The sequence below is a fragment of the Halorussus limi genome (genome assembly GCF_023238205.1).
Taxonomy (GTDB): domain Archaea; phylum Halobacteriota; class Halobacteria; order Halobacteriales; family Haladaptataceae; genus Halorussus; species Halorussus limi.
Map to the genome: position 1 here is coordinate 121190 of NZ_CP096663.1, position 22442 is coordinate 143631.

Annotated in this window: 17 protein-coding genes, 3 rRNA genes and 1 pseudogene; 12 read left to right on the top strand and 9 right to left on the bottom strand. The window is 54.2% G+C overall.

Going from position 1 to position 22442, the window contains the following annotated elements; translation table 11 throughout:
• The first annotated feature begins 311 nt into the window (after positions 1-311).
• From M0R89_RS23150 to M0R89_RS23160, 3 genes are all read left to right on the top strand, one after another.
• Positions 312-2228, top strand: a complete 1917-nt coding sequence (locus M0R89_RS23150) for a beta-CASP ribonuclease aCPSF1 (protein WP_248653169.1) — start codon at positions 312-314, stop codon at positions 2226-2228.
• 281 nt (positions 2229-2509) lie between these two features.
• On the top strand, positions 2510-3754 hold the full coding sequence (locus M0R89_RS23155; RefSeq protein ID WP_248653170.1) for an RNA-guided endonuclease InsQ/TnpB family protein: 1245 nt from the start codon (positions 2510-2512) through the stop codon (positions 3752-3754).
• 496 nt (positions 3755-4250) lie between these two features.
• Positions 4251-4913 (top strand): DUF7504 family protein, encoded by a 663-nt coding sequence (locus M0R89_RS23160; protein ID WP_248653171.1) that lies wholly within the window; start codon positions 4251-4253, stop codon positions 4911-4913.
• 442 nt (positions 4914-5355) lie between these two features.
• Here the strand turns inward: M0R89_RS23160 and rnz are convergent, their stop codons facing one another.
• From rnz to M0R89_RS23190, 6 genes are all read right to left on the bottom strand, one after another.
• The gene (gene rnz / locus M0R89_RS23165) at positions 5356-6279 is read right to left on the bottom strand and encodes a ribonuclease Z (RefSeq protein ID WP_248653172.1); all 924 of its coding nucleotides are present in this window, start codon (positions 6277-6279) and stop codon (positions 5356-5358) included.
• A 500-nt stretch (positions 6280-6779) separates the two neighbouring features.
• Positions 6780-6901: ribosomal RNA gene (rrf, locus tag M0R89_RS23170) — 5S ribosomal RNA — on the bottom strand.
• A 147-nt stretch (positions 6902-7048) separates the two neighbouring features.
• A 23S ribosomal RNA gene (locus M0R89_RS23175) occupies positions 7049-9968 on the bottom strand.
• 449 nt (positions 9969-10417) lie between these two features.
• Positions 10418-11889, bottom strand: a 16S ribosomal RNA gene (locus M0R89_RS23180).
• Together the 16S, 23S and 5S rRNA genes form the textbook arrangement of a ribosomal RNA operon.
• Before the next feature lie 848 nt (positions 11890-12737).
• Positions 12738-12971, bottom strand: a complete 234-nt coding sequence (locus M0R89_RS23185) for a hypothetical protein (RefSeq protein ID WP_248653173.1) — start codon at positions 12969-12971, stop codon at positions 12738-12740.
• Between the two features lie 120 nt (positions 12972-13091).
• Positions 13092-13388 carry an amphi-Trp domain-containing protein gene (locus M0R89_RS23190; RefSeq protein WP_248653174.1) on the bottom strand — a complete coding sequence of 99 codons (297 nt, stop codon included), beginning with the start codon at positions 13386-13388 and terminating at the stop codon, positions 13092-13094.
• 60 nt (positions 13389-13448) lie between these two features.
• Between M0R89_RS23190 and M0R89_RS23195 the strand changes: the two genes are divergently transcribed.
• Positions 13449-13727, top strand: a complete 279-nt coding sequence (locus tag M0R89_RS23195; protein WP_248653175.1) for a winged helix-turn-helix domain-containing protein — start codon at positions 13449-13451, stop codon at positions 13725-13727.
• An 85-nt stretch (positions 13728-13812) separates the two neighbouring features.
• Here M0R89_RS23195 and M0R89_RS23370 read toward each other — a convergent pair whose 3' ends face one another.
• Positions 13813-13947 (bottom strand): hypothetical protein, encoded by a 135-nt coding sequence (locus M0R89_RS23370; protein WP_256478582.1) that lies wholly within the window; start codon positions 13945-13947, stop codon positions 13813-13815.
• A gap of 125 nt (positions 13948-14072) precedes the next feature.
• Between M0R89_RS23370 and M0R89_RS23200 the strand changes: the two genes are divergently transcribed.
• Positions 14073-14933 carry a hypothetical protein gene (locus M0R89_RS23200; RefSeq protein WP_248653176.1) on the top strand — a complete coding sequence of 287 codons (861 nt, stop codon included), beginning with the start codon at positions 14073-14075 and terminating at the stop codon, positions 14931-14933.
• 14 nt (positions 14934-14947) lie between these two features.
• Here M0R89_RS23200 and M0R89_RS23205 read toward each other — a convergent pair whose 3' ends face one another.
• A complete protein-coding gene (locus tag M0R89_RS23205; protein ID WP_248653177.1) occupies positions 14948-15460 on the bottom strand; it encodes a macro domain-containing protein in 513 nt (170 codons plus the stop codon).
• A 213-nt stretch (positions 15461-15673) separates the two neighbouring features.
• On the opposite strand from M0R89_RS23205, the gene M0R89_RS23210 reads away from it, so the two are divergent.
• The 4 genes and pseudogenes from M0R89_RS23210 to M0R89_RS23225 all read left to right on the top strand — a co-directional run.
• Positions 15674-15859: a DUF5786 family protein gene (locus M0R89_RS23210; RefSeq protein ID WP_248653178.1), complete on the top strand. Its 186-nt coding sequence runs from the start codon at positions 15674-15676 to the stop codon at positions 15857-15859.
• Between the two features lie 729 nt (positions 15860-16588).
• The gene (gene eif1A / locus M0R89_RS23215) at positions 16589-16873 is read left to right on the top strand and encodes a translation initiation factor eIF-1A (RefSeq protein ID WP_256478583.1); all 285 of its coding nucleotides are present in this window, start codon (positions 16589-16591) and stop codon (positions 16871-16873) included.
• A 225-nt stretch (positions 16874-17098) separates the two neighbouring features.
• Complete coding sequence (locus tag M0R89_RS23220) at positions 17099-18340, top strand: MFS transporter (RefSeq protein WP_248653179.1); 1242 nt, start codon at positions 17099-17101, stop codon at positions 18338-18340.
• A gap of 177 nt (positions 18341-18517) precedes the next feature.
• A pseudogene (locus M0R89_RS23225) lies at positions 18518-18739 on the top strand (amphi-Trp domain-containing protein); the annotation flags it as partial.
• Between the two features lie 23 nt (positions 18740-18762).
• Here the strand turns inward: M0R89_RS23225 and M0R89_RS23230 are convergent.
• Positions 18763-19176, bottom strand: a complete 414-nt coding sequence (locus M0R89_RS23230; RefSeq protein ID WP_248653181.1) for a VOC family protein — start codon at positions 19174-19176, stop codon at positions 18763-18765.
• A gap of 858 nt (positions 19177-20034) precedes the next feature.
• Between M0R89_RS23230 and M0R89_RS23235 the strand changes: the two genes are divergently transcribed.
• The 3 genes from M0R89_RS23235 (at position 20035) to M0R89_RS23245 (ending at position 22381) form a co-directional block, all read left to right on the top strand.
• Positions 20035-20286, top strand: a complete 252-nt coding sequence (locus tag M0R89_RS23235) for a thioredoxin family protein (protein ID WP_248653182.1) — start codon at positions 20035-20037, stop codon at positions 20284-20286.
• A gap of 108 nt (positions 20287-20394) precedes the next feature.
• Positions 20395-20712, top strand: coding sequence for an RPA12/RPB9/RPC11 RNA polymerase family protein (locus M0R89_RS23240; protein ID WP_248653183.1), 318 nt, complete (start codon positions 20395-20397; stop codon positions 20710-20712).
• A gap of 298 nt (positions 20713-21010) precedes the next feature.
• Positions 21011-22381, top strand: coding sequence for an FAD-dependent oxidoreductase (locus M0R89_RS23245; protein WP_248653184.1), 1371 nt, complete (start codon positions 21011-21013; stop codon positions 22379-22381).
• Positions 22382-22442: the final 61 nt, after the last annotated feature.

A 22442-nucleotide genomic window follows, 5' to 3' on the forward strand; every position in this document is an offset into this window, starting at 1 on the left:
AGCCTTCATTGAGCGGTACTAGCGTGTCGCCGCCTGTGCCGGATTATCTACTTCTACGGTAGTTGTAGACAGCAGAAAAGATTTATACGGGTCGTCGGCAATTCCTAATTGAACGATTTCATCCGTTCGTATGCTGGTGGACTCGCTGTCTCGACATCGTTGGTCGATAATCGGTGTTACTACCAGCGAAAATAGACGACAGTGTCCCGCTGGTTCAAGAAATGTACACGGACCGTGCTGAGAGCCTGCCTACTGGAAACTTTGTCCGCTCCCGTCAGTCGGTCACTCCCCCGGTTCACCTCCAGTAACATATGACTACAAACGATAACACGACTGCACTCGATTCGGTACGAGAGAAACTTAACAACGAGATTCCGGATGAGCTCTCCATCTCGAGAGTCACGTACGAAGGCCCAGAACTCATCATCTATACTGATACGCCACGGAAGTTTGCTGAACAGGATGGGCTTGTCCGCCGGCTCGCAAGTACGGTACGCAAGCGAATTACCGTCCGACCCGCACCGGGAACACAGACGAGTCCGACCGACGCAGAACCACGAATCCGCAATCTCATTCCCGATAAAGCAGGGATCACGAACCTAGAATTCTATCCCGAAACGGGGGAGGTGTTGATTGAGGCTGAAAAACCGGGACTCGTTATCGGAAGTCGGGCCAGTACACTCCGAGAGATAACCAAAGAAGTCGGTTGGACGCCGGAAGTCCTCCGAACACCACCGATGGAATCGTCGACGGTCGACAACGTCCGGAACTTCCTCAAGCAAGAACGCGGTGAGCGGCGGCAATTTTTAGAGCAAGTCGGTGAGGAGATTCATCGTGAATCCGGTCAGGACCCAGAGTGGGTGCGTGTGACGACGCTCGGTTGTTGCCGCGAGGTTGGTCGAGCTAGTTTTATACTGAGTACTCCAGAGTCACGCGTTCTCATCGATTGTGGCGATAAGCCAGGGGCCGAGGGTGAAGTACCGTACTTGCAACTTCCAGAAGCAAATCCAATTGCGGATCTTGATGCTGTCGTGTTGACGCACGCCCATCTGGACCACAGTGCGCTTCTCCCACTCCTGTTCAAATATGGGTATGACGGCCCAGTATACACGACAGAAGCGACACGGGACTTGATGGGTTTATTGCAACTCGATTATCTCGACGTCGCCGCGAAGGAGGGGCGTACACCGCCATACGAGAGCGAGATGGTTCGAGAAGAACTCAAACACACAATTACACTTGACTACGGAGACGTCACCGATATAGCACCGGGTATCAAACTGACGCTCCACAACGCAGGGCATATTCTCGGAAGTGCAGTTGCACATTTCCATATCGGAAGTGGATTCCACAATCTCGTTTTCTCAGGGGATATTCATCATACAGATACACGATTGTTCAATGGGGCATCGAACGATTTCCCGCGTGTCGAGACGCTCGTACTAGAGTCGACATACGGCCGACGAAACGACTATCAGACGGATCAAGAGGATAGCGAACGTCGTCTTATCGAACTGATTAACGAAACGTCTGAGAGAGACGGAACGGTCGTTATCCCAGCGTTCGCTGTCGGTCGGTCTCAGGAGCTCATGCTCGTCCTCGAGGAGGCGATGCGCGAGGGGAAGATTCCGACGATGCCAGTCTACCTTGATGGGATGATTCGGGAGGCGACGGCAATCCATACCGCGTATCCTGAGTTCCTACGTGATGGATTGCGCCAGCGGATTCTCCACGACAACGAGAATCCGTTTCTCGCAGATCAGTTCCAACAAGTCGATGGAGGCGACCAAATGCGTGAGGAGATAGCCGCCGGTGATCCATGTATCATCCTCTCAACCTCGGGGATGGTGACAGGTGGCCCAATCATATCGTGGCTCGAACTGCTCGGTGGAGATCCTGAAAACACCCTCCTCTTCGTGGGGTATCAAGCTCAAGGGACACTCGGGCGAAGAATCCAGCGCGGCGAACGCAAGATTCCGTTCAGTGACAGTCGCCGCGGAAAGGAGCTGACGCTTCAGTTCCGCGTCGAGTCAGTAAGTGGATTCTCGGGACACGCAGATCGAAACGGACTCGAGGACTTCGTCCGGACGATGGAACCTCGTCCACACAAAATACTCTGCGTTCACGGTGACGAATCAGCGACAGACCAGTTTTCCTCTGCACTGTATCAGAAATTCAATCTCCGAACATACGCCCCGAAGAACACAGAGACGTTCCGACTCGGTTAGCTGAATTGAGGCGCTAAGCCCCCTTCCTCAACGAGCGACCGAAGGGAGCGAGTAGGGAGGGGATACAGCGCCGCACAGTTCTCATACACGATTCGACACTCGGCCCACAGGCCCACGTAATCGCAACGCCTTTGCATATAGTGAATACAATGCATATTGTGAAGCGGACTACAATCACACTCCGAGAGGACCAACACGAGTGGATTCAAGAACACCACCTGAACCTCTCGTCGTTCATCCGCGAGCGACTTGACGAGTATATCGAGGAACACGAATAGCGAATGTACTACGCCTACAAGTACCGTCTCAAACCGTCCAACGTCCACCGAGAGGAGTTGGACCGCCACCGAGACATTTGTAGGCAACTATACAATCACGCCCTCTACCGCTTCAACCAAATCCCCGAAGACGCAGGCACACTTAATCAGCGTGTTCGGTCCATCCGAGACGAAATCCCGTCCCTGAAAGATTGGTGGGATGGACTCTCGGACGTGTACTCGACAGTTCTGCAAACAGCGGTCATGCGAATTGAACAGAACGTCAAGTCGCTCGGAGGACTCAAGGAGAACGGCTACGGCGTCGGTCACCTCACGTGGAAACCGCCACGGGAGTTCCGCAGTTTCACCTACAGTCAGTCTGGCTTCAAGCTCAACAAGAAGGGCGGTCAGACTGTCCTGTCACTCTCAAAACTCGCGGACATCCCGCTTCGGCTCCACCGACCTATCCCCGACAACGCTACACTCAAACAGGTCACGGTCAAGAAAGAGCCGACGGGCGAGTGGTTCGCCACCTTCGGCGTCGAACTGGACCGTGAATCACCCGAACTACCCGAGAATCCCGAGCAGTGCGTCGGTATCGACGTGGGGATTCTCACGTACGCCCACGACACCGACGGCACGGCGGTCGGGTCGCTCGACCTCTCGGACGAATGTGAACGCTTGGAACGCGAGCAACGGAAACTCTCGCGCAAACAGCACGGGTCGAAAAACTGGGAGAAGCAACGGCGAAAAGTCGCAGAGTGTCACGCCGACCTCCGACGCAAGCGCCGCGACTTCTTGCACAAGCTCTCTGCCTACTACGCTCGGGAGTACGACCTTGTGGCGGTCGAAGACCTGAACGTGACGGGGATGATGGAGTCACCGTCGAACAGCCGCAACACGGCGTCCGCCGCGTGGAGAACGTTCCTCTCGTTGCTCGAATACAAGTGCGAGCGCGAAGGGGCGTACTTCGTGGCGGTCAACCCGAGAGGGACGACCAAGGAGTGTGCATCCTGCGGTGTCTCGACGCAGAAGCCACTGTGGGTTCGTGAACACTCCTGTCCTGCCTGCGGGTTCGAGGCGGACAGGGACGCGAACGCGGCGTGGAACATTCGTTCTCGCGGCCTCGAAGATGTAGGAGTGGGACACTCCGAAGCAACGCCTGTGGAGACTGCGCTCCCTGCGGATACACCTGTATCTGCAAAGCGTGTCGTGGAAACAGGAAGCCCCACCCTCACCGAGCGAACGGCGCAAGCCGTGAGCGAGTAGGGTGAGGTAGTTCACTAGCACCGTATTCGCGTTACCGACGTACTGACTGAAGAATCGTCGACTACTGCGGCGAAATCTATTTATCGGCCACGACAAAAGTAGTAATTGTATCCCGGACTCCGTCCCGTCCTTTTTCCACTCGCCCATCGGTTCGCCACCATAGGGGCGTCCTCCGATGGCACTGCTCTGAGATGCGCCGTGCCAGCGACGGTTCGTCCCCAGCGGTCGTTGGGTGTCCCTTGACGGGGCTGAGCAGTACCCGGAGAGACACCGCACCTATGACCAACGAAACAGATCTCCCCTGCACGGACTGTGGAACTGCCCTCAACGAACGAGTAGTCCACGTGCGGGACCTCTCAATATCCACGGAGTGGCGTGGTACCGTTCAAATTGCAGAGTGTCCACTATGTGGCGCGAGATATTATCCCGAACGCACGCTCGCAAAATTGAGGAGATCCTCACAGCGGACACTATCTCAAGAGGGAGGCTAGCAATTATGGAGAACTCATCACAACAACCTACGGACGGAGTTGAGCTTACCATTAAGAATTTCCCCGAAGTTTTAGCGGACGGCACAACAGTTCTTGTAGCTGGGACAATCGATCCAACAGCATACGCTCTTTGTCTCCGAGCACTCTGCCATTATAGCAGGAGTGCTGATACATCAGTTGTCGTGACGGCAACCGAGAATGCATCTCAGACTATTAGCCGATACGAACGCGTATGTCCGACCTCAGACCCTTCGAAACTCCGTCTCGTCGATATGGCCTCCAAACAGTACATCTCGGCACCCTATGAGGATACCCCGACGATATCAATTCCGACACCGGACGACCTCGAACGCCTCGTTCTCGCGATATCCGAGTTAGCCGAGATAAGCGGTTCGATAACTGGTCAGCGCCACATCGTTATTCGCTCACTCTCGCCGATTTTGGCATCGACTCCTGTTAAGCGTGTTTCGACAGTTCTCAGTCGCATCTCCGGAATCCGAACACCAGCTGGGCTCGGTCTTTTTGGTCTCGATTACACAGCACACGACGAAGAGACAATGAGAGAACTTGCGAGGTGTGTCGATGGCATACTCTGGATAACGAAACGGCCCGATGATCAGATCGAATTTGAACTTCGATCAACGCGTGCACATCTCAACCAGTACTAAGTGGCTATCAACATGACTAATTCGGATTCTGAACTACCAACGGGCTGGTCTGAAGTCCCACCTACAGAGCAACGGGAATCAGTTGTATTTGAGTATAGATATCAGACCGACTCCGAAACGACGTTTCTGGTTTCCGTTCTCATACCCGCGTCGGAGGCACCATTGTTCAAACTCCGCCTCTCGACGATTACTCGAAATGCACGTGTAACACGTCACGACTACCCTGTTGCACAGTATGAAACTCGTGAAAAGGCTCGGAAGAACGCAATCGCGTTCCTTCACCACATTTCTACCCGATTTGAGAACGGAACAGTCTCTCCAGAAACGCCAAAAGCGAGTACGATACACGCTCTTATAGCAGATTTTAGCAGTGATGGTCTTTTTCCTCGCTTTCGCTTCCTTACACGGAATATATTTTGAGAAGTAGCAGGTAGCTCTCCTCCTAGTCTTGATCGGGATATGGAATAGTGAGGGATGTCCCGTCATCCGGAACAAGGACCTCCGCATCAGTTGATTCGCGCGCTTCAGATTCTATCTCACTAGTGTCGTTTCCATATCTAGATGAAACATGAGTTAATGCAAGTCGATCAACATCAGCACGACGGGCAATCTCCGCGGCCTCCTGACTCGTTGAATGACCTGTTTGCCATGCTCGGTCAGTGGACTCCTGAGTGAACATCGCTTCGTGGATGAGGAGATCAGCGTCCATAGCTACAGAAACTGTAATGTCCGAAGGTCGAGTATCACCAGTATACACAATCCGTCTCCCAGGACGGGGATCACCGACAACTTGATCGGGTTGAATAACGGTTCCGTCGTCAAGTTCGATAGATCGTCCTTCGTGGAGTTGCTGGAATTTTGGCCCAACAGGAACACCGAGTTCTTCGGCCCGTTCGCGGTCAAAACGCCCCTTTCGCTCGGTCTCGATAAAGGCGTACCCTACAGACTGTGTTTGATGGTTTGTCTCAAACGCCTGAATTCGGTACTCATCATGGTCAACAGCAATCTCACCGGGATTAACTTCTTGAACCGAAACAGAGTACGTTGGATTAGTTTCCGTAGCAGCAAGCAATTGTGTGATGTTTTCTCCAGTTTTTATCGGAGTGTATATTGTGAGTGGTGCTGCTCGTTCGGTTGATTCTAATGTTTGAAGTAATCCCGGTAGGCCAAGAATATGGTCTCCGTGAAGGTGAGTGAGGAAGATAGCAGTAATGTCGAACCCAGTAGAATAACGCATCATTTGACGCTGTGTTCCTTCACCGACATCGAAGAGAAACCGTTCACCGTCCCGCCGAAGCAAAATTGCACTCGGGTTCCGCTCGATCGTGGGGATAGCCCCACTCGTTCCAAGAAAGGTAACTTGCATACGTACAATAGCGACTCACCCATCATACCGACTTCGGCATCAACTTTCAGTGAAACGTGTCCTTTCTTAATCTTCTGTCTGTCATGCCGTCTTGGCCAGACAAAAACGGACCTTTGTTTACTGTGAACCGTATACCCGTTATTGGCGGCAATGACGAATAGTTACCCCACTGAGCCCCTTGTGATGACGATGGCAACTGAGCCGCCATTCCCAATAATAATTAGTATATATTTTTTGTATTATAAGAACACAAATATCGCGTGGGAGACTCTTTCTCGGGAATAGAGAAGTAAACACTCCCAAAACGCTCTATGAATTGCATTTATTGTAGAGTTCCCGATATATATATATATATATATAGGAATTCGATATAAATACCGCAGAGTGTGACCGCCACGTAGTTCGAATATAGTAACAAGCAGAAGCTCGACCATTGCGTTTGGTTCGAAATGAAGGAACCCCGCACAGTGGTGTGCTGTGCGGGGTTCTAGGGTATGAGTGGGAGGCGGCGAATCGAATTTCCCAGAGGCTCGCGCACTCCAGTACTCGTCGAAACGCAGGCGGGCTTATCTTCCGTGTTCGGGATGGGTACGGGAGTCGCCCCGCCGCTGTGGCCGCCTTAACGCCGACTCGCGGAATCGAACCGCGATAGTGGTCCACCGTCGGTGATTCGATAGTTGATGTGACCGTATGTAATGTGTGTGCAATCCAGTTTGCGCCTGGACCCGATTGTGATGGAGTCACTCCGGGTGCAGTGCGGTGTTTGATGAGTGTGTGGCTCGACCGGTTAGTACTCGCGGACTGAACGCCTCGTTGCCTCGGCGCGTACATCCCGAGCCTATTGAACTCGTCTTCTACGAGTGGTCTCGGTGGTATCTCTTTTCCAGGTGGGTTTCGAGCTTAGATGCGTTCAGCTCTTACCCCGTGATGCGTGGCTGCCCGGCACGCGCCCTTTCGGACGACCGGTACACCAGTGGCATCCAATCGTAGTTCCTCTCGTACTATACGATCGTTCCCGTCAGATACCGTAACACCCCCAATAGATAGCAGCCGACCTGTCTCACGACGGTCTAAACCCAGCTCACGACCTCCTTTAATAGGCGAACAACCTCACCCTTGCCCGCTTCTGCACGGGCAGGATGGAGGGAACCGACATCGAGGTAGCAAGCCACTCGGTCGATATGTGCTCTTGCGAGTGACGACTCTGTTATCCCTAAGGTAGCTTTTCTGTCATCTATCGCCCGCATCAAGCAGGCTGATAGGTTCGCTAGACCACGCTTTCGCGTCAGCGTCCCGCGTTGTGAAGGACACTGTCAGACTTCCTTTTGCTCTTGCGCTCTGTTCCGCGTTTCTGACGCGGATGAGGAAATCTTGGGGCACGCTCGATATCTTTTCGAGCGTGTACCGCCCCAGTCAAACTGCCCGGCTACCGGTGTCTTCCTCCCGGAGTGAGGGTCACAGTCACTGACGGGTAGTATTTCAATGCTGACTCGGTGGCCCGCTAGCGCGGGTACCTGTGTAACGTCTCCTACCTATGCTGCACATCAGCGACCGTGTCCCAGCGACAGCCTGCAGTAAAGCTCTATAGGGTCTTCGCTTCCCCTTGGGGGTCTCCAGACTCCGCACTGGAACGTACAGTTCACCGGGCCCAACGTTGGGACAGTGACGCTCTCGTTGATCCATTCATGCAAGCCGCTACTGAAGCGGCAAGGTACTACGCTACCTTAAGAGGGTCATAGTTACCCCCGCCGTTAACAGGTCCTTCGCCCCGTTGTACCGGGTGTTCAGATACCTGCACTGGGCAGGATTCAGTGACCGTACGAGTCCTTGCGGATTTGCGGTCACCTATGTTGTTACTAGACAGTCGGAGCGTCCGAGTCACTGCGACCTGCTCCTATCCGGAGCAGGCATCCCTTATCGCGAACTTACGGGACTAACTTGCCGAATTCCCTAACGTCGGTTGCTCCCGACAGACCTTGGCTTTCACCGCCAGAGTACCTGTGTCGGATCTCGGTACGGACATCATGCTCCCTTTTCACGGGCCCTAGGTAACACCGACTTGCGCTATCTCCAGCTTCGTTCGCTTCGTGCCGTTACGGCTTCCACGAAGTTCCTGGATTCGACCGGGCGAAAGCCCGGCTCGATGGTTCCCAAGGCGTCGGTTTCACTGCATGATGGCACAGGAGTATTAACCTGTTTCCCTGTTGTCTCATTCGAGTTGCGGTGAGACTTAGGACCGGCTAACCCTCGGCTGATCAGCATTGCCGAGGAACCCTTACTCGTAAGGCCGTCGGGGTTCTAACCCGACTAACGCTGCTACTATGACCAAGATTTTCGTTCCCGTTCGGTCCACGCGAGCTCTCGCCCGAGCTTCCATCCAAACGGAATGCCAACCTACTCAATTGCGGTGTTATCCGCATGGTCAGGTCTCGGTGGTAGACTTGAGCCCCGATCATTTTGGGCGCCTCAAACCTCGGCCGGTAAGCTGTTACGCTTTTCTTAGAGGGTAGCTGCTTCTAAGCTCACCTCCCGGCTGTTTAGGGCTTGAGACCACCTTCAGATTGCACTTAGTCTACACTTTGGGACCTTAACCCGACTCTGGGTTGTTCCCCTCCTGGTGCACAGGCTTACCCCGCACACCGGATTCCCCGCGTCGACGGCGTTCGTAAGTTTGGAGTTTGACAAGGGGACCAACTTCTCTCGAAGTTGGTTCCCCTAATCGGTTGCTCTACCTCACGAACTACCTCGGCGGAGGTCATGCTTCGACATGTTTCGGTTGGAACCAGCTGTTGCCAGATTCGATGGGCCTTTCACCCCTACACGTAGGTCACGGGAGGGTATTGTAGGACACCATCCCTAACAGGCCTCCACGTGCCTTTCGGCACGCTTCACCTTGCCCACGCGTAGATCATCTGGTTTCGGGTCGCATCCGGTTGACTCCCCGCCCTTGAAGACGGCGGCCCTCGCCTGTGAAGGCTGCGGCCATGTTGGTTTCCCTATGCCTTCCCGGATGAACCGGTTAGGCTTGCCAATCAGACACACTCCTTGGTTCGTTTTTCAAAACGTACGACAGAACACCGGCTTCCTCTAAGTCCTACTGCGAGTTTGCACTCGTGTCGTTTGTTAGAGGACCTTGTGTGCCCTGTCGCTCGATCGCCAACTGATTTCAGGCTCTATTGCACCTCCCGTTGTGGGGTGCTTTTCAGTGTTTGCTCACGCTACTTGTTCGCTATCGGTCTCGAGTCGTGTTTAGTCTTCGCGGTCGATGCCCGCGATATTCACAAGGAATTTCCAATCCCTGTTACTCTGGAGCTGACGCACACCGTACTAACTCAAACTACGGGGCTTTCACCCTGTGTCGCGCTCCGTTCCAGAAGACTTCGTTTGAGTGGTCGGGTGCTGAGGGTCAGTCCGAAACACCACATTGCCCGTGAGGGCTTCGGTTTGGACTGTGTCGGTTTCACTCGCGGTTACTCACGACATCTCTTGCGATTTCTTTTCCTGTCGATACTAAGATGTTTCAATTCTCGACGTTCCCCATTGCGCAAGGCAATTGCTGTGGGGATTCCCATTCGGAGATCCTGAGTTCTAAGCCTCCGTGCGGCTCCCTCAGGCTTATCGCAGCTTGGCACGTCCTTCGTCGGCGCTCGAGCCGAGCCATCCACCAGCTGGCACAGTAGCCACGCTGTTGGTAATCGTACATCGCACTGTGACCCGGGTTGACTGCATCGCAATCGGATCCAGTGGACGCCTGGATTGCACGTACATACGGTCGTCATCATCACGTCCTACAGGTGATGTAGGAGCGTGCGTCGAACCCTTCCTACACACGCTCTCACGGTGTAGTGCATCGGTTAGTGTGGATTGAATCGTTGCGCCGTCTTCCACTTAAGGGACACGGTTCGATTCGCACCACGGCATGGACCCACTAGGAATCGAACCTAGACTTTCTCCTTGAAACGGAGATGCTCTGCCACTGAGCTATAGGTCGTTCCCCAGAACGGGGACGGTCGGTGTAGCCCTGGTAGTTCAAAGGTGCTCGGTCGGTCGTACGAATGGGTCGTCGAGGAACCCTCGCGTGTGCTCGTCGTGGTGACGAGCGGGTGTGGGCCCACCCATCGGGTGGGTCCCGTGCGTTAGGAGGTGATCCAGCCGCAGATTCCCCTACGGCTACCTTGTTACGACTTAAGCCCCCTTGCGAAGCCCAGATTCGACCACCGTGCGGTGGCCTCATCCGGACCTCACTCGGGTGCTTTGACGGGCGGTGTGTGCAAGGAGCAGGGACGTATTCACCGCGCTCTTCTGAAGCGCGATTACTACCGAATCCAGCTTCATGAGGGCGAATTTCAGCCCTCAATCCGAACTACGACCAGGTTTAAGAGATTACCGTCCCCTTTCGGGGTGGGAACCCGTTGTCCTGGCCATTGTAGCCCGCGTGTAGCCCAGCTCATTCGGGGCATGCTGACCTACCGTTGCCCGTTCCTTCCTCCGCTTTGGCAGCGGCAGTCCTCTTAATGTACCCAACTACCTCGAGGGTATTGCTGGCAATTAAGAGTGCGGGTCTCGCTCGTTGCCTGACTTAACAGGATGCCTCACGGTACGAGCTGACGGCGGCCATGCACCTCCTCTCTGCAGCTCGGGTAAGCCCATCAGACTGACCGTCGTTACTGCAGTCGGAGCTGGTGAGATGTCCGGCGTTGAGTCCAATTAAACCGCAGGCTCCTCCGGTTGTAGTGCTCCCCCGCCAATTCCTTTAAGTTTCATCCTTGCGGACGTACTTCCCAGGCGGCCCGCTTCTCGTCTTCACTACAGCACAGCACACACTCGTGGTGTGTGCCATACTTAGCGGGCATCGTTTACAGCTAGGACTACCCGGGTATCTAATCCGGTTCGTGACCCTAGCTTTCGTCCCTCACTGTCGAGTCCATTCTCCCGAGGCGCTTTCGCCACCGGTGGTCCGTCCAGGATTACGGGATTTCACTCCTACCCCGGACGTACCCCTCGGGTCTTCTGGCTCCAAGCTGAACAGTATCCACCGGACGCCCACTCGTTGAGCGAGTGGATTTCCCGATGGACTTGTTCAGCCAGCTACGGACGCTTTAGGCCCAATAATAGCGGCCATCACTTGGACTGCCGGTATTACCGCGGCGGCTGGCACCGGTCTTGCCCAGTCCTTATTCCTGAACCACCTTACGGTTCAGAAAAGCGAGGACTATATGCCCTCGCACTCGGAATCCCCTTATCGCACTGTCGTGCAGTGTAAAGTTTTCGCGCCTGCTGCGCCCCGTAGGGCCCGGAATCTTGTCTCAGATTCCGTCTCCGGGCTCTTGCTCTCACAACCCGTACCGATTATCGGCACGGTGGGCCGTTACCCCACCGTCTACCTAATCGGCCGCAGCCACATCCTGTAGCGCTGGCGCGTTTTTGGCTCTCGACACTCCAGTCTGAGAGTCGTATCCAACATTAGCCTCAGTTTCCCGAGGTTATATTGGTCTACAGGGTAGTTTGGCCACGTGTTACTGAGCTATCTGCCACGGGTCTAAACCCGTGCGACTAGCATGGCTAAATCGGACTCCGATAGCAATGGCCTCCGGCAGGATCAACCGGAATGGTTGCCGAGCGCACAATGGCTCGGTGGGTTTCTGGCGGAGACACAAGTATCGTGTCTATCTTCTATGGTCCGTTAGTTCGACGACGCCGGTCGTAACCGACCGAGTGTCACCGAACTACCAGGGCTAACATCAGATCCCATCGTATACGGCGGACCGCAGGGGTGGAATCCTCATTGTCTGCACCTCATCATTGGCGACCGATGAATCGGTCGCCTAAAAGGCGAAGAGTGAGTTTAGAACGAATCGAACGTTCTACGCTCACGTTGTAACGCACTTCGGATTCCAACGTAGAGTATAACCCTACTTAACTGCTACGGAATCCGGGACGCCCCGACATCGGATACCGCGGGACGCCGCGTCTGTCACTTTGTTTTCGATGAGCTAATTTAAATACGTCGAATCAGACGTAGCTTGCGGATTGTTTTCATACAGCGTGAGCCATCTTACAGTCTTTATAATTCTATATTTGAAATGTCCTGATATCTCTAAACGGCTTTACCGTTTTGACGACCGAGGCACTCGGCCTGCTCCGCCTGTAGACATGTACAATCCACTTCAACATACACACATAACAAATGAATACCTATGAAAGTAAAACCCACCCATATCTAGGAATCTAAATAGGATATCCACAGAACACACTAGTAAACACGGAGTTCCTCAGCCAGCGTCTATATCTGTTATTTATTACGTTCCAGCAGAGTCTTGCGAGATACTACGAGTACTATGTCATCACAGTCACTATGACGAACACCGAGCCCGTTACTAACAGTTTAAAGCGGGGTATTGGTCTTAGTTGTTATAGAAAGTACGAGGCGAAAACCTGCGGCTTCAGCCCTGGGTAGCTTAATCGATTTGAGTAAGTTCCGGTTCTGCTTCATCACGTTCGCCGTCGTAGACTAATTCATACGTTGCTACCGCCTCAGATGTTTGGATTTCAACTTCCGTGCGTTTCGTCCCCTCTATGAATGAATATTGAATCGACAGTTCCGCCGGATAGTCAAACGTCTGTACGATCGTATCGATTGCTTCCTGTAATTGTGCCGCATTCAGTGACTGCGGTACATGCTTTTCTGTCATTGGTGTCCTTTTTATTGTACTCTCCCCTCACTATTTGGATTCCAGGTCCGATTCGTGGACCTAGTCGGATTGTCTGTGAAGGAAGGGAACTACTCGTCTGCGTGTCGAACCTGCGTGCTGTTACTCGAGGTTCGGGACCTTGTCTTCGACACGCCCGGAGAGTTCAACTTCAATTTCCAGTTCTGGTTCGCCGTCGCCTTCGAACTCGATATCCAACTCGATCGGCTCACCGAACGCAAACGGCATCTCCCAGTCGTCACCCGTGATTGTAATCTCGTCGGAATCACGGAACTGCTCGCCTAACTCAATCAGGAACTCGCCAGCGTCCTCTGCACTGATATAGTACTCCTCCTCAAAGTAGCCGTCCGTGATCGTGCTCATCTTCGCTTCCTCGTCTTCGACGGGCACTTCAGGCATGGTTCAACCGGGAGTTGGCCTTCGACACGGATAAGTATTCTTTGGAAGATTATCTCCACTATGGATTCACTCGAGATACTCGGGTCGAAAGCTCGACTCGACATCCTCCGAGTCCTTTCACGGCGGGATATGTACGTGTCCGAACTGATGGAGAAAGTCGGGATGGATGGGAAAACAGCCACCCATCACCTCGATGTGTTGGTGGATGGTGGCCTCCTGGAATCGTATACTGAGGGACGTCGTCGATACTTTTCGGTGGTCCGCGAGATTCAGTTTGAGGTTTCCCCGTCACCGAATCGCCGGTTTGTCGTCCAGTTTCCAGAACAAGAAGAGACATGACGATCCTCGAACGCCGGAACGAAACAGTCGGTCCAGACACATACTGAGGAACTGGCTCACGTGATAGTCCCCCGTGAAGAGGCGTTTAGCTGGTATAGGCGTCGATAATATCGTCAAGTGTTTTTTCTGCGTCCTGTTCGTCCTCGGACTCCGGCATGCGGCTATCGTCCGTTTTCGTCTCTTGCCGTGCCACGGTTGCGCCGCTCAGCTGAGAAGACATATTACGGGTTATGCGGGCGAACAGTATAATGGTTCAGGATACTTCACCCGTAGATTACCCCATATCTATGTATCATACAGCTTACTCCGAGAGGTTTTTATCCGAACTTGTGTATAGGTTCGCGTATGCCGCGGGAGTTCATTTCTGAATACGGCCTCGATCCAGGAGACTATGTCCAACAACTCGTCGATCAATTCCGCGACCGCTGTCCGAAGTTCAGTGAGCAACCAATTGAGGAAGCAATTTTCGTCGACGACGGCCCAATTGACTATCTCGTCTGGTTTGCGCTCGACGATTACGAACACCACACGTTCTTCTACCATGATGACAACCCCAACCAAGACATCGTCCGCCGATTTATCCCCCTCTCGCCTTCTGAACAAGAGATGCCAGAGTTCAAGGCGCTCTTGCAGAAGTATTACGGCGTGTACACCGAACTCGAAATTGCGAGACTCCTCGAACTCCGGGATACATATCGTCCACAGGTCGGTGAGCGCCCACGGCTGAATCTCGGTATTTGTCACAACCCGGAGGACGACCGAGTCGTCTCTGGCGTGAGCGGCATTCCACGCCCGCACGAACAGGACATCTTCGACGACGTTGCCAAAATTGTCCCCGACAAGAACTTGGAGAAGTTCATCACCCGAACGGTCCAAACGGTCCATACGCAGGTCGAGGAGGAAGCCGACCGCCACACGATTTCTGCGGATATCCGAGCTGTATTGGAAGACGATTCGGATTTCAACTTAGAAACGACGAAACCGCTCCCGAAAGGGATTCACCCAAAGTACACGGAGCACGAGGCCGAGCTCTGGCAAAAGCCTGCGTCGCGCGTCGATTACATGGAGGGGTCGCAAGGATTCCTCCAAATTTGGATTCCGATAGACGAAGACGAGATAGCGCTCGTGAATGCGACGGCGGGCAAGTACGACCGCGAGGCAATCGTGGATGCAATACGGGACAAGTTCAAAGCGGCAGTCGCCTGAACTGGAGTGTCTACTTACACACTCTTTCGGACATCCTCCGCGATTCGTTCAATTGTCTCGTATTCCTGTTGTGAATATGCAATAACTCGGACATCGGACAGCGACGTCGGCTGGTAGTCCCAGACTGCCTCGCAGACGAGTTGAGCGCCATCTTCGAACTCGTAGCCAGCGGCACCCGTCCCGAGAATTGGAATCACGAGCGACTCACACCTGAGATTATCGGCTTTCGTAAGCGAGTTCCGTGTCGCCTCACGGATACTCTCTGCCGTCGCCTGCCTGTCGCCGTAGTGGGGCATCGCTACTGCGTGAATGACGTATTCGGCGTCCAGCTCATAAGCGTCAGTGACGGCAACCTCGCCAAGTTCAATAGGACCCTTTGAGACTGCCTCGTCGTTGATCGGTCCGTTAGCCCCCCGGCGAAGAGCACCGGCGACTCCGCTCCCCATTTGGAGACTGGTCCCTGCGGCGTTCACAAGCGCATCGGCACGTTGGGCCGCGATATCGCCTTGGGTGACTGTGAACTCCATGTATGAATTGTCCGTGTCGTACCTCATAAAACGAGACAACCTAATAGTCGCTTCGAGGAGATGGTGCAACTATGAGAATAGATGATTGAGGGAACCCGACCGTACTAGACTCTCTACAGATTACACTGCATCTTCCGACAGCAAATCTCACACGTTCATTGTTTTCAATTACCAATCGAACGTTTTTAGTCCACAACGCTACTACGAACTCACATGGGTTTTGGGAGTTACGACGAGTCCGAGCAACAGAATCAGGAGGTCAACACCGACGATGACAGCGAAGGAGTGAGCGTACACGAAAACGATCACGAAGGGGAACTCAGGTTCGAGACGGGCGCTTCGACCGACGATCTCGTGAATAAACTCCAGGATATCAAAGACGACTCCGAAGACGAGTGACAGGGGTACTCGGGACTGAGTCACCGGGTTTCTTGACGCTCTCAGTATTCACTAAACGCGACCTTAAAGGATTAGTTGATTTATCTTTCCAGTATTCTTCGTAAAATAACGTACCTCGTGTACCCCTACCCGAGGTAGGTAAGCAACGGCAGAGAGTTCATAAATACTTTCTGTTTCTGGAACCTGAATTGAACAGCATATCCGGGGCCGAGACCTTCTGTTCGACGGTCCCATACAAGATACGATTCCGATACAGAGTGCGATTATTATCGGTACTAAGTCCAAACAAGCCCATGAGTACACACCAACATAGGGTTCGGCCACCGCCATTTCCAAGTCCGAACAGTTAACTAACTCCAGGGAGAAACTCTATCCGTCACGTCGACTCGCTTTGTGGCCGTTTGAAATAATCGGGATGGCACTGTCCGATGATGCCATTCGGCTGAGGACAGATTGCAGAACGGCTTCCATAACGACCCGGCGCGCTCATTGTGGAGCCTTCTGCTCTTTTGCCATTCACAACGTAGCTTGACTGCTTGAGCCTCTGCCACTCTTTTCTTTGTTAAAGTAGAAAAGAAGGACGCGGAGAAGACTCTTACGCGGTTATCAGATGGAAGCGCATTCTAGAAGTTCTCCACCCCGTTCAATGATGACGATTCCAAGAATTGAGGGTATCCGTTGTCAGAAAATACTCATGGGGTTTTTCCGTGTCCGGATTATCTACGAAGTATGAGCGAAAACGCAGACCGTCGAAATCTTCGCATGCCAACTGACGACGAGTTATTCGGCGTCGTGACCGAACACAACGGCGGCAACCACGTCCGTGTCCGGTGTGAAGACGGGAAGAATAGAATGGGCCGTATCCCCGGTCGGATGAAGTACCGTGTTTGGATCGAACAGGACGACGTCGTCCTCGTCGAACCGTGGGACTGGCAAGACGAGAAGGCCAACGTGGAATGGCGCTATACGCAACAGGATGCCGATCAACTCCGCGCTGAAGGCCATATCGAATAGGCTAGACCGGATTTTACAAGCCGAATCTGAAATCCAAAACAGGACCCTTAGATTTGTTTTCTATGTGAGGAACGTGGCTGAAACGCAAGGTGTAGTCGCACAGTTCTACTCATCACGTCCGGTGCGTCAAGTCAGTGCGACGTGGAGTCCGTTCACTTCCCGGAATCCACGCAGAAGTGAAACCAGAAGTCCTTTTCGCGTGTACGGAATACGACTGCCACGTACATGGGCTCGACCCGAGCAGAGTTCTATTCCCTGTACTTGACACGGTTTGCTGGCAGTCTCGGCTTCATTACCATCCTCACGCTCCTCCCGACGTACATTGACGTCCTCAATCCCTCGGGAGTTGCCGTCGGACTATTCATTACAGCGTTAGGCGTCGGGCGAACCGTCGCTATCCTACCCCTCAGTTGGGCAGGCGACCGATACGACAAACGGACCATCCTCCTCATCGCGCTTGCGGTAAGTATCAGTGCATACCTGCTATTTGCGGCGATTTCGAGCAGTCTTGGGTTCATTGCCGCCCGGACGTTGCAGGGACTCGGCATCGTCGGGACCGGGCTCATCAGCCTCGCATTAGTTAGTGAACTCGCACCTGCCGGAGACCGCGCGAACGTCATCGGCAAGTACAATTCCTGGCGAATGGCCGCAGGCATCATCGGTACACTCGGTGCCGGACTGCTCTACCAGGAGTTTGGGTTCACGCCGATTTTCGCGATTCTCGCAGTGCTTCTCACAGTTGCACTACTTGGTGTGTGGCTGTTCATCGATTCGGACGACACCTCAGTATCCGGCTTTGCGCTGTTTGATCTCGCGTTCAACCGACGCATCCTCACGCTCACGAGTTTCCGCGCTCAGTACGCAGTTGCGGTCACCCTCGTCCGAAAGTGGGTACCCATCTACGTGGGTGTCTCCGCTGCCCGCGGTGGCCTCGCACTAAGTCCGTTCATCGTCGGCACAGTCATCGCCGCGGAGAAGTTCATGAACATGGTCTCCCAGCCGTACATGGGTCGGCTCTCGGACCGATATGGGCGAGCCCTGTTCGTGTTTGCTGGTGGCGGTATCTACGGACTCGTGGCGCTCGCGGTCCCGTTCGCGGGTCCCCTTGGCTCTACGCTCGGACTGCCTGGGACACTTCCTGTTCTCGGGGACACCTCGCCAGCGTATCCCGTGGTGTTACTCCTGAATGGCCTGCTTGGTCTCGCCGATAGTCTCCGGGAGCCCGCAAGTATGGCGTTGTTCGCCGACGAGGGCGAGGGCGAAGGGATAGCGAGTAGTTTCGGGATTCGGTCGTTGGTGTGGCGTCCGGGGGCGATTCTCGCACCGATGGTTGGAGGCTACTTGATGAGCCAAGTAGGAATGGAATGGGTATTCTTCCTCGGCGGTGCTGCGGCTTTGAGTGGCGTACTGACGTTCGTTGTCGTCCTCTCGTCAATTCATGGTCAACGTGCACTCGCAGAGTGGTGACCGAACAGCAACTCTGCAATGCATCGATAAGGCCTCTTCGTTCCGGTGGAAGTACGCCAAAATGCTCTGGCGGGACAGTATTTCCTGGCCCTGTACGGGTTTCATGCTGTTTCATCCTTTTCCTTGACGTGCCGATGAGTAGGGGAACTCGAAACTGAAGCGTAGAAATCACGGACAGCGATTGTATACTATTTCCGCGGGTTGGCCGACCAACTCGGTAGAAGTGGTGATGTGACGCTTGAACTCAGTGGAACGCAGGTGAACCTAAATCCGTCTAATCCGATAATCTTCAAAGGGGAGGGCGAATCGGACTGGTCCGAATGCGACGCCAAAGCGAAACAACGTATCGAATTTGAAATGAGTGTAGAGCATGAGCTGAACGATACATATATCTTGTAAATTGATGTAGATATTGGCCGAATCTACTCAGGGCCAACGACTTCAACCTTGATTCCCTCAGGGTCTTCGCAGTACAGTGCGTAATAGCCGCCAGCGTATGGATGTTGGTCGTCGTAAAGAACGGCAGAATCCTCTCGTTCACGGATACCCTCAGTCAATTCATCGACCTGTTCACGGGACCCTGCATGGAACGCGAGGTGATTCAACCCCGATGCCTGACGGTCAAAGGGATGGTCGGAGTTTGTTGCTTGTTTGAGCACGACATACGTGGGGCCCTTAATCCAAGAGCGACCATCATCCCATTCGTTCTTCAGTTCGTAGCCAAGTTCATCCAGTAACCATGCCCAAAAGTCGACTGATGCCTCAAGGTCAGAAGTACAGAGTTCGATATGGTGGAGGTGGCCCTTAAATTCAGGATTGCCGTGATCATAGTTCATATAGTTTCCCCACGAAGATGGTTCACAAAAAGCATCCGGATTTGAAGACTCTACGTTCGCACCTCGCACTTACTAGCCCCATTCCCATCCGTTATTAATAATCTCAAAAGGGGTCTCAGAACCTACCGACTGACTGTGCGTAACTTATATACCGAGAGCCCCCTTGATACACAAGTTACGAGGACTCCGTCCCGTCCTTTCTTCGTTCGCCCATCGGGGTGCCGCCAGCATGGAGGCATCATTCGATGGCACTGCTCTGAGATGCGCCGTGCCGGATGATTCCGCCGACCATTGGTGGCCAGCCGTGAGGCTATCAACTGACGGGGCTGGGAAGCTATCCACAATCATGACTACTGAAACTGACCTCCCCTGTACGGACTGTGGCACAAATCTCCATGAACGGACCCTGCCAGCTCACACGCTCTTAGCCCCAATTGAAGGCCATCAATACATCAACGTGGCTGACTGTCCCACCTGTGGTGCTCGGTATTATCCTGAGGAGACAGTAACAGTACTTGCAGCGATATTAGGAACACAGCGAACGGACGAGACTTAATACCCGTGGACATCTCTCGCCATCACGGTGCCGACAACGAGGACCAACTTAGCGACATTGCGGCCACCATCTCGGCACCGACCACGATTCTCGTCGCAGGAACGGTCGATCCCACAGAATACGCGCTCGAACTTCACCTCCTGTCGCACATGGGGTGGTGCTTAGCTGGTGGGTGTGTGACGCATTCCTCCCCGCCCTACTGCACTACTCGGCCTTCGGCCTGCGTTGCTCCTTGAGGACCGGGACTCCGCGCTACCGCACAGTTGAAGTGGACCGATTGGATAGACCAAAGACGCATATCGATGACAGAGATACTCCTATTTTCGACGCCTTCTTGCGGCCAGTGTCCGCAGCAAGCAGAAATCCTTCAGTCGCTGGCAGCAGACCGACCGGATGTACAGTTCGAAAAGATCGATGCGACGGAGGCGACGGCCAAAGCCAACGAGTACGGTGTGCGGTCCGTTCCGTCAACAATTGTTCTCGACGATGATGGAACGGTCATCTCGAAGTTCGATGGTCTGACCCAAGCCACCGCGATTGAGGACGTTCTATAGCGACGATTTCTCCGTGTAGTAATCGTCGCTTCAAGTCATGATTCCGGATCGGCCACGACGGATCGGAAGTTAACACATATATCCGGCACCCGTGTATTCCTCCTTTATATGCAATTCTGTGACGACTGTGGTTCGTTGATGCACACGGAGGGCGACACGTGGGTATGTCGCTCCTGTGAGAACGAGGAGTCGCGGGACTCGCAAGCAGAAGCGGAGATGACGACTGAGGATGGACAGCGGGATGACGGGGCACCCGACGTGGCCGACGCGACCCAGGGCTCAACCGAGACGATGCAGGAGTCCTGTCCGGCGGACGACTGCGATAGCGACCAGGCTTACTACGAGATGATGCCGAAGCCGGGCGGCTCCTACGAGGTTCGGCTGTTTACCTGCGTCGAATGCGGCCACAAGTGGCGCGAGTCCTGACGGCGTAACTCGCGAACCCTGCCGCTTACATCTGCAGAGGCCGCCACGTCAGACTCTCAACTCCCAGAGTTACTCGGGGTCAAGTGGAGCCACATATCGACTCCAAACCAACTCCCAAAACGTTCTCGAGGCTATCCACAATTTGCTGATATCTATAGGCATTCCTCGGTCAGATCCCCGAGTGGAGTTCTGCGATTGACGATACTAGTCGTAGCAGTTGCCGTTATCCCATGTATCGATAAAGCATGAGTTAAACGGCTGAAGCACAGTCGATGAGGTGGGTTTGTTATCAAACTGTATGTCTGGGAAATACGACCTCGTGATTGTCGGCGGTGGCATCAGCGGCGCAGCACTCCTGTACACGACCGCGAAATTCACCGATATAAACTCGGTTGCACTGGTCGAAAAGGAGTCGGAGATCGCCGCGATCAATTCAGACTGTACGAATAACTCGCAGACCCTCCACTTCGGGGACATCGAGACCAATTACACCCTCGAGAAGGCCGAGAAGGTGAAGGAAGGCGCGGAGATGCTCGCGGGCTATCTCGAGAACCACGACCCCGACCGGGAAACCCACGCCAAGCGGAGCAAGATGGTGCTCGCGGTCGGCGACGAGGAGGTCGCGGAACTGGAACACCGTTACCACGAGGAGGGATTCGGCGACCTGTTTCCGAAACTCCGAGCCATCGAACGAGACGAAATCGCCGACCTCGAACCGAAAGTCGTCGAGGGGCGCGACCCATCCAAGGATCTCTTGGCACTCCAGACACCCGACGGGTACGTCGTCGATTACGGCGCAACTGCGGAGTCGTTCGTCGAGCAGGCGACCGACGAGCCGAACGTCGACGTCTACACGTCCACTGAGGTCACCGACGTCACCGAGACCGTCGACGGCTACACGCTCGACACGACCCAGGGGAAGTTCGACTGTGGCGTCGCCGTCATCGCTGCCGGGTCTCACAGCCTCCAGATAGCGAAGGAACTCGACTACGGTGAGGACAAGGTTCTGCTCCCCATCGCGGGGAGTTTCTTCCTCGCGAACGACTTCCTGAACGGGAAGGTGTACACCCTCCAGATGAAGAAGCTCCCGTTCGCCGCGGTCCACGGAGACGCCGACGTCCACGACCCCTCAATCACGCGGTTCGGTCCGACCGCGAAGCTCGTGCCAACCCTCGAACGCGGGCGTATCTCGACCGTTGAGGACTTCCTCGACGTGTTCGGACTGAACGCCGACGCGTTCCTCAGCTACGCCAACATTCTCGCCGATCGCATTCTGCTTCCGTACGTCCTCAGGAACCTCGTCTACGACCTGCCCGAGGTCGGGCCGAAGCAGTTCCTCCCGCACGTCCAGAAGGTCGTCCCGAGTGCGGAACTCGACGACATCGAGCGCGCGGAAGGGTACGGTGGCGTCCGGCCCCAGATCGTGGACACAGCGGAGAAGTCCCTCGATATGGGTGAAGCCAAAATCGTTGGCGACGACATCATCTTCAACATCACGCCATCGCCGGGTGCCTCGACGAGTCTGAAGAACGCCCTGCGGGATACGCAAACGCTCATGGAGTTCTTCGACGGAGAATACAAGTTCGACGAGGAGGCGTTCCGGACAGACACTATCGATCACTTCCCGCGGTCGACTTCGGACGATCCCGTTCTCCACGCGAACGATTGAAAGGACTCTACTCAGGGGAACAGTCTCTCCCCCTACGAACGTTAGATGTGGTAGTTCCATC

Bases quoted from the DNA above. Each gene is read 5' to 3' on its own strand.
- M0R89_RS23155 (WP_248653170.1), top strand. From the start codon at position 2,510: ATGTACTACGCCTACAAGTACCGTCTCAAACCGTCCAACGTCCACCGA.
- M0R89_RS23185 (WP_248653173.1), bottom strand. From the start codon at position 12,971: ATGACAGAAAAGCATGTACCGCAGTCACTGAATGCGGCACAATTACAG.
- M0R89_RS23205 (WP_248653177.1), bottom strand. From the start codon at position 15,460: ATGGAGTTCACAGTCACCCAAGGCGATATCGCGGCCCAACGTGCCGAT.
- M0R89_RS23235 (WP_248653182.1), top strand. From the start codon at position 20,035: ATGACAGAGATACTCCTATTTTCGACGCCTTCTTGCGGCCAGTGTCCG.
- M0R89_RS23220 (WP_248653179.1), top strand. From the start codon at position 17,099: ATGGGCTCGACCCGAGCAGAGTTCTATTCCCTGTACTTGACACGGTTT.
- M0R89_RS23190 (WP_248653174.1), bottom strand. From the start codon at position 13,388: ATGCCTGAAGTGCCCGTCGAAGACGAGGAAGCGAAGATGAGCACGATC.
- M0R89_RS23200 (WP_248653176.1), top strand. From the start codon at position 14,073: ATGCCGCGGGAGTTCATTTCTGAATACGGCCTCGATCCAGGAGACTAT.
- M0R89_RS23160 (WP_248653171.1), top strand. From the start codon at position 4,251: ATGGAGAACTCATCACAACAACCTACGGACGGAGTTGAGCTTACCATT.
- eif1A (WP_256478583.1), top strand. From the start codon at position 16,589: ATGAGCGAAAACGCAGACCGTCGAAATCTTCGCATGCCAACTGACGAC.
- rnz (WP_248653172.1), bottom strand. From the start codon at position 6,279: ATGCAAGTTACCTTTCTTGGAACGAGTGGGGCTATCCCCACGATCGAG.
- M0R89_RS23370 (WP_256478582.1), bottom strand. From the start codon at position 13,947: ATGTCTTCTCAGCTGAGCGGCGCAACCGTGGCACGGCAAGAGACGAAA.
- M0R89_RS23210 (WP_248653178.1), top strand. From the start codon at position 15,674: ATGGGTTTTGGGAGTTACGACGAGTCCGAGCAACAGAATCAGGAGGTC.
- M0R89_RS23195 (WP_248653175.1), top strand. From the start codon at position 13,449: ATGGATTCACTCGAGATACTCGGGTCGAAAGCTCGACTCGACATCCTC.
- M0R89_RS23230 (WP_248653181.1), bottom strand. From the start codon at position 19,176: ATGAACTATGATCACGGCAATCCTGAATTTAAGGGCCACCTCCACCAT.
- M0R89_RS23240 (WP_248653183.1), top strand. From the start codon at position 20,395: ATGCAATTCTGTGACGACTGTGGTTCGTTGATGCACACGGAGGGCGAC.
- M0R89_RS23150 (WP_248653169.1), top strand. From the start codon at position 312: ATGACTACAAACGATAACACGACTGCACTCGATTCGGTACGAGAGAAA.
- M0R89_RS23245 (WP_248653184.1), top strand. From the start codon at position 21,011: ATGTCTGGGAAATACGACCTCGTGATTGTCGGCGGTGGCATCAGCGGC.